The sequence below is a fragment of the Paenibacillus fonticola DSM 21315 genome, from assembly GCF_000381905.1.
Lineage (GTDB): Bacteria > Bacillota > Bacilli > Paenibacillales > Paenibacillaceae > Fontibacillus > Fontibacillus fonticola.
In genome coordinates, this window is the sequence record NZ_KB907245.1 from 150,640 (window position 1) to 162,979 (window position 12,340).

The 12,340-nt window shown below is 48.3% G+C and carries 12 protein-coding genes; 1 reads left to right on the forward strand and 11 read right to left on the reverse strand.

What is annotated here, in order from left to right; genetic code table 11:
- The 6 genes from G358_RS29240 to G358_RS0100690 form a co-directional block, all read right to left on the reverse strand.
- Positions 1 to 1,169 (reverse strand): peptidase U32 family protein (locus tag G358_RS29240; protein WP_019635266.1); only part of this gene is annotated, 1,169 nt, incomplete at its 3' end.
- A gap of 598 nt (positions 1,170 to 1,767) precedes the next feature.
- Positions 1,768 to 2,571: an energy-coupling factor transporter transmembrane component T family protein gene (locus G358_RS0100670; protein WP_019635267.1), complete on the reverse strand. Its 804-nt coding sequence runs from the start codon at positions 2,569 to 2,571 to the stop codon at positions 1,768 to 1,770.
- Entirely contained in the window at positions 2,553 to 3,461 is a 909-nt protein-coding gene (locus G358_RS0100675; RefSeq protein WP_019635268.1) for an energy-coupling factor transporter ATPase, read from the reverse strand. Before G358_RS0100675 ends, G358_RS0100670 begins: the two co-directional genes overlap by 19 nt.
- A gap of 4 nt (positions 3,462 to 3,465) precedes the next feature.
- Positions 3,466 to 4,281, reverse strand: coding sequence for an energy-coupling factor transporter ATPase (locus G358_RS0100680; protein WP_019635269.1), 816 nt, complete (start codon positions 4,279 to 4,281; stop codon positions 3,466 to 3,468).
- Positions 4,282 to 4,293: 12 nt separating this feature from the next.
- A complete protein-coding gene (locus tag G358_RS0100685) occupies positions 4,294 to 4,872 on the reverse strand; it encodes a Gx transporter family protein (protein WP_019635270.1) in 579 nt (192 codons plus the stop codon).
- The gene (locus tag G358_RS0100690; protein ID WP_019635271.1) at positions 4,856 to 5,251 is read right to left on the reverse strand and encodes a NusG domain II-containing protein; all 396 of its coding nucleotides are present in this window, start codon (positions 5,249 to 5,251) and stop codon (positions 4,856 to 4,858) included. The genes G358_RS0100685 and G358_RS0100690 overlap by 17 nt, the downstream gene beginning before the upstream one ends.
- A gap of 252 nt (positions 5,252 to 5,503) precedes the next feature.
- On the opposite strand from G358_RS0100690, the gene G358_RS0100695 reads away from it, so the two are divergent.
- Entirely contained in the window at positions 5,504 to 6,598 is a 1,095-nt protein-coding gene (locus tag G358_RS0100695) for an FAD:protein FMN transferase (protein ID WP_019635272.1), read from the forward strand.
- Between the two features lie 905 nt (positions 6,599 to 7,503).
- On the opposite strand, the gene G358_RS0100705 is transcribed toward G358_RS0100695, so the two are convergent.
- From G358_RS0100705 to G358_RS0100730, 5 genes are all read right to left on the reverse strand, one after another.
- Positions 7,504 to 7,905: a DUF4279 domain-containing protein gene (locus G358_RS0100705; RefSeq protein ID WP_019635274.1), complete on the reverse strand. Its 402-nt coding sequence runs from the start codon at positions 7,903 to 7,905 to the stop codon at positions 7,504 to 7,506.
- A 129-nt stretch (positions 7,906 to 8,034) separates the two neighbouring features.
- Positions 8,035 to 8,706 (reverse strand): hypothetical protein, encoded by a 672-nt coding sequence (locus tag G358_RS0100710; RefSeq protein WP_019635275.1) that lies wholly within the window; start codon positions 8,704 to 8,706, stop codon positions 8,035 to 8,037.
- 512 nt (positions 8,707 to 9,218) lie between these two features.
- The gene (locus tag G358_RS0100720) at positions 9,219 to 10,043 is read right to left on the reverse strand and encodes a carbohydrate ABC transporter permease (protein ID WP_019635277.1); all 825 of its coding nucleotides are present in this window, start codon (positions 10,041 to 10,043) and stop codon (positions 9,219 to 9,221) included.
- On the reverse strand, positions 10,040 to 10,924 hold the full coding sequence (locus G358_RS0100725; protein WP_019635278.1) for a carbohydrate ABC transporter permease: 885 nt from the start codon (positions 10,922 to 10,924) through the stop codon (positions 10,040 to 10,042). Before G358_RS0100725 ends, G358_RS0100720 begins: the two co-directional genes overlap by 4 nt.
- A gap of 29 nt (positions 10,925 to 10,953) precedes the next feature.
- The gene (locus G358_RS0100730; RefSeq protein WP_019635279.1) at positions 10,954 to 12,231 is read right to left on the reverse strand and encodes an extracellular solute-binding protein; all 1,278 of its coding nucleotides are present in this window, start codon (positions 12,229 to 12,231) and stop codon (positions 10,954 to 10,956) included.
- Between the last annotated feature and the right edge of the window lie 109 nt (positions 12,232 to 12,340).

A 12,340-nucleotide genomic window follows, 5' to 3' on the forward strand; every position in this document is an offset into this window, starting at 1 on the left:
GCCAGATGGGGCGTAGTCTCGGCTAGATGAGTCGCTGCCTCGGCCAGATGGGGCGTAGTCTCGGCTAGATGGGTCGCTGCCCCGGTCAGATGGGGCGTAGCATGGGCAGGCTGAGTCGCCGCCTCGGCCAGATGGGCCGCAACCTCTCCCAGTCGTTTATCCCCGAGCTTCCGCTCTTCCGTCGGCGTGCTGAATACTTTGCCTGTGCTATAAAATTTGCCTGTTCCCTCATAGCGTTTATTAATGTAGGACAGACCTGGGCGGCCAAACGCATAACCGGTGGAAAAATCGCGCTTGCGGTTGTCGTACAGCAGCTGGGTATCCCTGCTCCGTTCAAAGCCGACCGGATCGGCAATGTACCGGTCGATCGCGTCGCCGTACGCATTGACCAGCATCAGCACAAACTCCGTGTCGCGCATGCGCCCCTCGATTTTAAAAGACGTTACTCCACCATGAATCAGTTCGGGAATGTGTTCGTACATGAACATATCCTTGACGGCAAGCGGATATTCGGAAGGATACACGTAGCCGTCCTTCTTCACCCGGTAGTCCCAGCGGCACGGCTTCAGGCACTTGCCCCGATTGCTGCTCATTCCAAACACTAGCGAGCTGAAGTAGCAATTCGCCCCATGAACAGAGCACATGTCGCCGTGAATGAAGTATTCCAGCTCCATGCCGGTCGTCTCCCGCAAATACCGCGTCGTCATCAGATCCATCTCCCTGGACGTAACGACCCGGGTGACGCCCATCTGTTTCAGCGCCTCAATCATCTCACGGTTATGAACGTTCATCATGACCGAGGAATGCACGGGAAGCTTCAAGCTCATTTCCTGAATAAGCGCCAGAACAGCGAAATCCTGCACGATAATGGCATCCGGTCCCGCCTGCTCCAGAAAACGCAAATATTCACGCGCCTCTTCAATTTCCCCTTCGTTTAGCAGGTTGTTTACCGTGACGTACACTTTTTTGTCCAAGCTATGGGCTAACTCGACCGCCTCCACCATCTCCGGCCGGCTGAAATTATATCCTTTGCGCATCATGCGCATATTGAGGCTTGGTCCTCCGAAATAAACGGCGTCGCAATTGGCACGAATCACTTCCTTGAAGATTTCAAACGTTCCCGTTGGCGCAAGCAGCTCGACTTCTTTTCCATTAAAATAACGTGCCACAGCGTTTCTCCCCTTCCTTACTCCGAGTAAGTTGTATAGCAGTCCATATTAGTTGGAGCGGCTAGCGAGTGTGATTTTTTTCACTAAATAGGTTTGAGCAGAGCATTTCATATCTATATGAGTATTTCATCCATATCCGGGTTCGTAACTTTTGTTTCTATATCCGGCCAGCTAAAATTTATTCTTAAACAATTACTCCAATCTATCTAATAAAACCACGCATCCTTATAATCTACCTGCGAGCATTACTTCCATACCCCATAGCGGAAAAGTGATAGCCTACATCCTGCGTTTTAGCACAAATCCCCAGCCTATGCCATGCTCTATATCGAAATATTGCTAGCTTACGTCCTGCGTTATAGTACAAATTATAAATTACTATTGCTTATGTCCTTCTTTTTAGTGAAAGTTACTAGCTTATGTCCTTCCTTTAAGTGAGAATTGCTAGCCGATATTCTGACTTACAGCATAAATCGTTAGCTTATGCCCTTTCTTTTAGAGCAGTTTGCACTCCTATCTTCGATCCTATAGCACAAGTTTGCTACCTTATGTCCTGCCTTATAGTGTATAGTGAAAATCGCGAGATCAGCTCCTACATTTATAGCGCGAATCTATACGTCAGCACGGCCGCGGCCAGAATAGCGAAGGACAAAATGAACCAGGTGTCGCGGCGCTTCCAGACGAGCATGTGGTATTCCGAACGCGGCGCCCCGATCCGGTAGCCTCTCGATTCCATCGACAGCACCAGTTCCTCAGCCCGGCGAAAAGCCCCCACCGTCACCGGAACGAGCAGGGACACCAGCATCTTCCCTTTCTCTTTCCACGGCAGCTCCCGCAAATCGGCGCCCCGGGCGGCCTGTGCCTTCACGATCTTCTGCGCCTCATCCAGAATCGTCGGTATGAACCGCAGTGCAATGCTCATCATCAAAGTCAGACGCTGCGCGGATAATCCAATGGCTTCAAACGGCCTCAGCACGCCGGCCATTCCTTGGTTCAGCAGCCCTGGTGTCGTCGTGAAGGTCAGAATCGCGGTAAAAGATACGAGCAGCGCCATCCGCGAAGCCGAGATCAGCCCAAGGCTGACTCCTCCGGAATACAGCGTCCATGAGCCGATCTGCCACAGCGCACTTCCCTCGGTCACCGTAAAGCACTGCACGGCGAAAATAAACACCATCAGCATCCAGAGAGGTTTTGCCGCCTTGACATAATACTTGAGTGGAATTTTCGTTGCTGTCATATAAGCGAGCGAAAAAACAGCGGCGGCGCCAAGCGCAGGCCACGAACCGACAGCGATGATTGCAATGAGATACAGCACCATGGCCGTCAGCTTCGCCCGCGGGTCGAGGCCGTGAATCCAGGAGCCCGTATCGATGCTTCGGCCGATTAGCAGCTTTCCCCGCATGCCAATCTCTCCTCTCTGTCTCTTAATGAGCCTCCCGCCGAGAGCACCTCGGCAAGACGTTCAGCCAATGACTCCGGCGTCAAGCACGGCTTCTCCGCCTCTAGCCCGTACTCGGCAGCCAGTCTATTCCATAACGTAATGCATTCCGGAAGGGCCAGCCCCTCCTGCTCCAGGACGGCAGCTTCCCTGACCATAGCCTCGGTCGTGCCCTGAAACAGCGTCCGTCCGCCTTTCATCACGATCCACCCATCCACGTAAGGCAGCAGTTCCTCCATCCGGTGCGTCACGACGATGACCGTCTTGCCTTGCTCCCGGTGGAGCTTCGACAACAGTGCGGCCAGTTCAGCCCGGCTCTGTGGATCAAGGGTAGCCGTCGGCTCATCCAGGGCGATCACTTCGGGGTCCATAGCGAGCACCGAAGCTATGGCCACTTTGCGCATCTGCCCCCCGCTTAAATGGAAGGGATTCCTCTGCAGCAGCGATTCATCCAGTCCAAGCAAGGCCAAGGCCCATTTCGCCCGGTCCTTCGCTTCCGCGAGGGACATACCGAAATTAAGCGGGCCGAAGCAGATATCCTTCTCCACCGTGTCCTCGAACAACTGCTGTTCGGGAAATTGAAACACCAGCCCCACGCGTCTGCGCAGCTCACGCATTTTTGGCACCTTCTCCTCGGCGCCTATCAGCACATCCAGAACCCGCACGCGGCCTGCGGTCGGCTTCAGGATGCCGTTGAAATGCTGCAGCAGCGTTGACTTGCCGGAGCCTGTCGTCCCGGCAATCCCCATGAATGTTCCGGGCTGAATGTCGAGATTAACGCCCTCCAGCGCCCCGCTTCGCCATAAGCTGCGGTCATCGTAAGCGTAGCTGACTTCCTCGAATGTAATCGCCATAATGTCACCGCCTCCTCGTTTGCCGGCCTTGGAAAATTTCTTCTCCATCCATCCCCCGCTTCCGCAATTCCTGCGCCAGCCTGACCCGGTAAGGCGCGATCAAGCGGCAAGCCTGCAGCAGCTCCTCATCCTCGAACAGCTCCACCGGAGCTGCATCGGCAGCAATGGCCCCGCCCCGGAGCACGATCGCCCGGTCCGAGGCCATAATCTCTTCCGCGTCATGCGTAATCGAGATGAGCGTGTATTCACCGCTGCCGCGCATGTCCCTCCAGATTTGCAGCAGTTCGCCGCGCGCCTTCTCATCCAGCATGGAGGAGGCTTCATCGAAAATTATGATGCCTGGTTCCATCGCCAGGATCGAGGCGATGGCTACACGCTGCTTCTGCCCCCCGGACAGCTCCGCCGGATGCTTGGTCAGCAGTTGGCTGATTTCAAGCTTCTCGGCGTAACGCTGCACCCGGTCCCTCATTTCCTCGCGGGCGAGACAGCGTCCTTCCAAGCCGAAGGCGATATCCTCTTCCACCGTGGAGCCGATAAACTGGTTATCCGGGTTCTGGAATACCATGCCGATCCGGGGGCGGATCTCCCAGACCGAATTCTGCGTCAGCTCGCGGCCTTCCACCACAATCGTACCGCTATTTGCGGCCAACAGTCCGCCCAGCAGCTTGGCAAGGGTCGATTTGCCGCAGCCGTTGGGCCCGACGATCGATACCCAGCTTCCAGAAGCAATGCGGAGCGTCACCTCATTCAGAACCGGGGCATCCGGCGCATATGCGAAGGAAACTCCGTTCAACTCGTAAGCGAATGGTGCTGCAGCCATCTCCTCACCCCCTTAATCCGTCAAAAACGATTCAAACAACGACAATCTGGAAAGCGCAGGTATCAAATAACGAACCGCAATCCCGACCGCAACCCCCGTCAGCACCCCTGTAATAAGGAGCATCGGCAAGTAATAGAATATATTCGTCGTAAGGAAATACAACGATGCTGCGGTAAGCTGCCCAATGTTATGGGCAATCCCCCCGACGATACTTATACCGATCATGCTTAGTCTCTTGCGTCCTACCAGGAGCAGGAACCACATCGCCGCGAAGCTGAACAGCGCGCCCATAATACTGAACAAGAAGCTGGAGAACGTGCCAAGGATAAAAGCGGTAAGCAGCGTTTTTAGCAGCACCATCATCAGCGCGTCCCTCGCCCGCAGGAAATAAAGGCAGGTCAGCACCATAATATTCGCGAGTCCCAGTTTGGCGCCTGGCACTCCCATATTAATCGGAATATGCGATTCAATTACGCTAAGCACGACCGCAACCGCGGCGAAAATCGCGACGATAACCGTTCTTTTCAACACGAGAGTGGAAGATTCGCCGTTAAGCGTTCTCGGCGCGGCTGGTTTATTTAACGATGGCATCGATCTCATCTCCTTCCCCGGAAGCTCCTTCAATTTCTACGATCATTTTGTGAGGGAGGCAGACGATCGTCCCCCCATTCCGCTGGACAAACCCGAAGGTCAAGCATAATTGGTCTGGGCAGTCCGCCTCAATCATCTCTATGCCATAATCATGCACCTTCAAAATGTTGAGGCCGTCCTCCGTTTCGATTTCAATGATTTGCTCCTCTTCCGTGAGCTCCACGGATCGTACCAGCTTTCCATCGACCTTGATATTTGCTACAAGAGGATTGTCATTGTGATTTTTTTCACTTAAATCTTCAAAAAACCACCTGGGAATAAGAAATGCCAGGGCAATGATGACAATCAAGCCGATTAGCAGGATATCTCCACGTTTCATAGAGAAAACTCCCTTATTTTTTGATTATATAAATCTTAGACGATCTCATTATACCCCCTCCCCCCCAATCCTTCAATGATTAACCTGTGCGATTTCTCTCATTTTTCCCGATGTCACAAAACCCTCACTTTATAAGGAATTTAATGGAATAATCATTACTTTGTGAAAAAAAGTACTTTTAACACCTCACGATTCTTGATACAATAAATTTGAATGAATTAATTTAGAAGCAAATGAAATGAGGCGGCACATATGAAGCACAATAAACTGATTACTCTAGCATTAACGCTACTACTATCAACGGCTCTATTGGCTGGCTGCGGCGAAAATTCGGACCCGTCAAAGGACTCTGGCACATCCAGCGATAAGACGGCAAGTGCCCATGAAACCGTGAAGCCAATGGGAGAAACGTTCTTCATATTCGACACCGTCGTCAACGTAAAAATATACGATGATCGGGCAAACAGGGAGCATTTTAACGAGATTGAAGCCTTGCTAAATGATATCGACGGGAAAATCAGCCGCACGCTAGAGAGCAGTGAAATCTATCAGGTGAACAGCCAATCCGGCAAGTCGCCCGTAAAGGTCTCCCCCGAGACGTTCGAGTTGGTCGAGAAAGCGCTCAGCTACGCGAAGCGGACGGACGGAAAGTTTAATCCCGCCATCGGCAACCTGGTCACACTATGGAACATCGGCCATGAAGGCGCCAAGGTGCCCGACGCCGATCTGATCGAAGCTGCCAAAGCGCTTAGCGACTATCATTTAATAGAAATGAATAAGGACACGCACGAAATCTATTTGCAAAAAGAAGGCATGGCCATCGACCTCGGCTCCATCGGCAAAGGCTATGCGGCAGACGCTATCTATGAGTATTTGGAAGCGCAAGACTTCAGCAGCGCCATCATTGACCTCGGCGGCAATATTTATGCCATGGGCAATAAGCCGGGTGGCAAGCTGTGGAACATCGGCATTCAGGACCCGGACAAAGAACGGGGCAATCCGATCGGTACGATTCAAGTGGCCGACAAGACCATCGTCACCTCTGGCATCTATGAGCGGTTCTTTATCGAGGACGGCAAACTCTACCAGCATATTCTCGATCCAGGCACGGGCTATCCGGTAGATAACGGAATCAGCAGCGTCACCGTCGTGACGAAGCACTCTACCGATGCGGATGCCTTGTCCACGACGTTGTTCGTGCTTGGCATCGAGGACGGATTGAAGTTTATTGAGGATACGCCGGATACGGAAGCATTGTTCATCTCCAAGGAGAAGAAGCTGTACGCCACATCTGGATTAAAGGAGTTGTTAAACAAAACCAACGACAGCTATACCTTTGCTAACTAAACGCTAGATGAATGGACCGATGATAGACTCGTAATGCCCGCGCTCAGCTCAGCTTGCTGCGCCGACCGGCGCCATCTTGCAGCACAGTGCTGAGCACCTCGTGCACACTACTCCCTGTGCGCACGAGGCGGGTCCGAGGCGTGCTTGGATGGCTGTCGACCATATGCCGGACAGACAACCATCATGCGCTAAACAGCGCGCTACGCAGGCAGGTCATCGTCATGCAGCACACGCAACGGACGATGTCCGAAGCAGCGGTATGGCCGCATCCCCCCTTCCCGCTTCAGTCATGCACTGAGGCGGATTTATTTTTTCGCGAAACATTCTTGCCTAAACGATTTAACTATAGTATAATGAAAAATTGAGTTGCAAAATCGCTTTTAAAGTAGTTCCTCACAAGATTATAGCCCTCCTATACCTGACCAGGTATGAAAATTCCTATGAATGACCCAAAGTAAGGATTTAATGTATTTCTGATTCACACTGGCGCGGTCATCGGAGCCGCAAGGACAAAAGAGAGGCAGGGCTTTTGTTGTTTTAGAAAATGATTGTGGTTGTAGTCTGAGCAGGAACCAAAGTGTTCTCCCCGTGTACAGGAGAACAGTAAAATATATAAAGCACAAGCGCCCGTTTCCACTTTAGCCGTGGTAACGGGCGTTTTGGTTATGTAATCTTTTTTTAAATTTATTACTAATCAATTATAAAAAAATCATCTTCTATATGACCATCAAAAGTAAACAAGACCTTATACATACCAATGGTCTTACCCTTGTATCTTATGGGGATGACAACATGAACATGATTGTAATTAAATTCTGGAAAATTATCAAATAAAATTGATACTGATTGAACTTCAATTTCTAGAAAAGCTGGATCATAATTTCCAAATAAATCGGCGTTAGTACTCAATCGACCTTACCCAAAGAAAGTATATGAACCTCAAACCGTATCTTTAATTCAGACAATCTTGCAATGTTTTCCGCGGATAACTCAAATCCCATTTGTCCATACTCAGAGTTAAGATATAATCCTATAACAGCATCATTGCAAGTTTGTATAATGCGTTGTATGTTTTCTGTTTTTAGCTGATTAAGAAGTCTCGTTATTACTTCGGAAGGTTCCTCTCCCTCATTTAGAACTTCTTTATACATCCATTTATTTGAATCAGCGCTTTTATTAATTGCTTCGCTAATAACTTGTCCTTTTTTAATAATTTTTGTTGGAGTTATTTTTAGTATGTTATGTAATTCATCCATAGTTAGCGAGCTATCAATAAAACTAATCGTACAATTACCTTTTAGATTCAAATTGGCCCCCCTCTCTATTGTTTAGATATTTCTATCATTTTATTGCTAAAGTTTACGAGAATTTTTGATCCTGATGATTCATCTTCACTGTTTATCTTAGACCACAATTCGTCTGTAAAATACTGAATCTTAATCACCTCTGTTATCAGATAGGCTGTAGAGTTTTTGAGCCTTATTAAATAAATTTTCTTTCAGCCTTCTATCATTTTCTTGAGGGCTTGGTTTGCGAATTTCAAGTAAGCCATCATTTGAAACTGCATGCTGATCTATTGCAAATTCGAGCGATGTATACGCAAGGTACTTTAATAGCGTTGCGACCTGTTCCTTGTCAAGAATTCCTCCATTTCGGACAATTTCTCTATGCTTAAAAGCAACTGCTTCTTTTATAAATGCCTTACTAAAAAAGCTTTTTTCTAACATTGAGATTTGATTTAATTGTATTTTGTCTGTTTTTAATGCATCAATAATCAAACTCTCCAGCCCTAAATACTTACTATCCTTATAAGTCTCAACGACTTCTTCAAGCAACTCTTTGCTGATATACGTTGTATTCGTTTCCTCATATTTATTTTTAAAATAACTCCATGTTATATGCTCTTTAACTGATGAATCCATATGAACTAAGTTAAGAACACTATAGAGCCGAGCTAATTGTTGCTTATTAATACTTCCATTTAGCTCTAGCTGTTCGCTAAGCTTATGCTGCGAGATGATATGATTAATTTCGGTAGCCAATTCACTTAAACTTAACCCATCGCTATTCAATGATTCACAAATTTTTAAAAGCAGATTATTGTTCATACTTCCTTTGTAGCCACCTTTGAGCTATCTGCCCAATTTTATTAGTATCTATATTTAATTAAATAAATCACAATAAAAGTGACATTACTAAGGATTAAAATACAGATTATTGTTTTCTTTTCATATCTCATGGACCAAAATTTTAAAAAGGCCAGTATGTCAACTATTATGAGCATAAGAATCAACTCCACAAATTCCATACAATCACCGCCAAATTGTTAAACATTTGAAAATTGAAAGCTTAAAGTTTATCAACACCATACTTTTTAAATAAATTTATTAATATGTACAGTGTTTATCGGCTAACTTACACTTAATAATTTATAGCAATAAAGTCCCTTATCTGGTTGAATTAACAAAAGAAGCCACCCCCAACATCACGTTGAAGGCAGCTTCCAGCTTGTAGTTTCTATTTAATTTCCAGCCTGTTTCCACGCTCTTATTATCCAGTTCGGCTGAATTGGGTCGTATATCTCGGCTTCGTGATTTTGTCGCTCACTGCCTGAATTCTCTTATCCTTTCACTGCCCCGCCAACGATCCCCTCTACGATTTGCTTCTGCATGGCGATAAAGAATACAAACACAGGAGCAAGGGTAATGACCGTCATCGTCATGAACATCGGCCAATTGACCGCGAATTCGCCCTTTGCCTTGTAGATCTCCAGAACGAGCGTTGTATTCTCCCGGGAGCTAAGGAACAGCATCGGAGACAGGAAATCGTTCCAGATCCACATCGTTTGCAGTACAGCACAGGTTACGGTAATCGGCTGCAGCAACGGCAGGAGGATCTTCCAGAATATGCCCCAGATCGAGCAGCCATCGATGATGGCTGCCTCCGACAGATCCTTCGGAATGGTCTTCATATACCCCAGGATCAGGAAGAAGACAAACACCGAGCCCCCTAAATACATCGTCGTTAATCCATACAGCTTATCCACCAGCTTCAAGTTGGTCATCAACTGGAACAGCGGCACGAGCAGCGTCTGAAACGGAACCATGAACCCAAGCAGCAAATATCCCATAATGACCCGGTTTACGCGAGTCCGGTTATATACGATTGGATACGCTGCCATGGCTCCGATCAGCACCATCAGGATAACGGCCGTTACGGTCAGAAACAAGCTGTTGCCAAAGCTGCGCAGTATCGGCGTCTCCTCAAAGACTCTGGCATAATTCGAGAAGTTCCAGCTTGTAGGCAAGCTGACCGGCTTCGTTGCCGTTTCGAACTCACTTTTAAACGTGTTGACGATAATGATGTAAAAAGGGAAAAAAGTGAGCAGTCCGAAAGGAAGCATAAGAACATCCAGTATCCATAATTTCCGTTTGGATCCTATCATTGCATGCGCTCCTCCCTTTTCTGCATCAGGTTGAATTGGACGAAGCCAATCACTAGTACGATAAGGAAGAAGATGACCGAAATCGCAGACGCGAGGCCAAACTGAGCTTCGGAAATCCCCCGGAGCACGATCACCTGCGTAATCGTATGCGTCTCAAATCCAGGTCCGCCGTTCGTCAATGCAAACGGAATTTCATATACCTTCAAACCATTCGTGATTAAGAGCAGCACGCTCACTGTCATCGCCGGAGCCAGCAGCGGAATAGTAATGTAGCGGATCTGCTGCCACTTGTTGGCCCCATCGATAGCCGCCGCCTCGAAGAAGTCCTTGGAAATCGACTGCAGGAAGGCCAGATAAATGACCGCGTGCCAGCCGGTCGTGGCCCAAACAGCGACGACAATCGTCGATACCTTGGCCAGCACAGGATCGGATAACCATGGCTGTGCCGACATCCCGAACAATTCGCGCAGGAATGTGTTTAGAATCCCCGATGGAATCGGCGCGAAGATAAACCCCCAGATAAAGGCCAACAGCAGGCCGCTCGGAATGGACGGGAAGAAAAAGACCGCCCGCAATACATTTTTGCTGAAAAAATTCTGATCCAGAACAAGCGCTAGCGGAATCGCAAGTAAAGTGACCAGCACCGTTGTTGCGACCGCAAACAATATCGTAAATGATATTCCCGATACGATCGCATTGTCGGCGAATAAGCGCGCATAATTTTTCAAGCCGATAAAGTCATAGTTCGTTGAATACCCGTTAAAATTAGTCAGGCTGAGCATAAATGAGCGAATTAACGGGTAAATCGTAAACAAGGTATAGATGATCAGAATCGGAATCAGAAACACCTGGTATTGCAGCTGTCGCATAAATTTACCCAAAATTGATCTTCCTTTCAGTGAGCTAGACCTTAGTAACTCTCCATCTCAATGAATTTCTTATCAATGGCTTGAACAGCTTCCTCCGGCGTTATCTTACCTACAGCCATATCCTGGGTCGATACAACGAATTGGTTTCTGAGCGCTTCCTGGTATCTTGGCCAAGTTACCATAGGCAAATAGATTCTGCCTTCCATCAGGCCTTCCTCATATGCGTTTTGCAGGGCAGGATGCACTTCCGCCTCGAAGCCCTTGGCCGTCATGATTAAATTTGTGCCCTCATAGAACAGCTGCAGGCCTTCTTCCGTGCTTAAGTACTCCAGGAACAGCAGCGCTTCCTCTTTATTCTTCGTCTTGCTATTCACCGCAAACCCTACGCCTGGCGCCCCGACATAGTAGCTCTGGCCTTTCTCGAACCCAGGCAGACCCATCACTCCGAAATCCAGATCCGGCACCTGCGTCAATTTATCCATCACCCACGGGCCGCTGAAGAACATCGCGACATTGCCGAGTGCAAACTCGCTTTCAACTTGATCTCCAGTCAGGCCAATCATGTCGGAGGTCAAAATTTTCGTATCGATCAAATCTCTTTTCCACACTTTAAACACTTCTGTCCATCCATCGGCAAATGTTTTTTCGCCAGCAAAGATCTTCTCGTCAAAATCAGGGTCCTGGGACAGCACCATGTTCCCGTATAGAGCCGAATGGATTTGCGTCAAATCCTGCATGGTATCATAGATCGGGACAATTCCTGCCTCTTTCAGCTTCAAGCACACGGCGATGAACTCATCCCAGGTTTCAGGGAGCTCCGTAATACCTGCTTTCTCAAATAGCGCCTTATTGTAGAACCAACCGCCTACCCAGCCGTTTTGTGTAAAAGCGTAGGTTCTTCCGTCCTTGCTCAGCATCGGTTTATTGCTGTCGAGCATGACATCCATGAACGGATAGTCTGTCAGATCGATCGCATGTCCGCCGTCGATAATTTCATTGCGGTTCTCGGCAGCGATCATAAAAATATCCGTCGCGGAATCCGACAGCAGCATCGTCTGCAATTTCGAAATATAGTCTTTGACCGGCGGAGCAAATTGGAAATCGAAAGAAATATGCGGGTATTTCTTCTGGAACCCTTCCAGCACCGGCTTCATTTCGGACTCATTGTTCCAGGCTAGGATGCTCAGCTTCACCTTTTGCTTGCTTTGCCCGCCCTCGGCGCCGCTGGCTGCGCTTTCAGAACTGTCTTTGCCTCCGCAGGCGCTGAGCACCATCGTGACGATCATAACCATAATCAACAGCAGTGACTTTCTTTTCACGTTTAGTTCCCCCTTATTTCAACATTGTAAGCACTTACACTCATTTCAAAGCTTACTCCGGTTCCTTTCGCGGCGGAATTCATATTGTTGCGCAACTTCTTGTATTTCG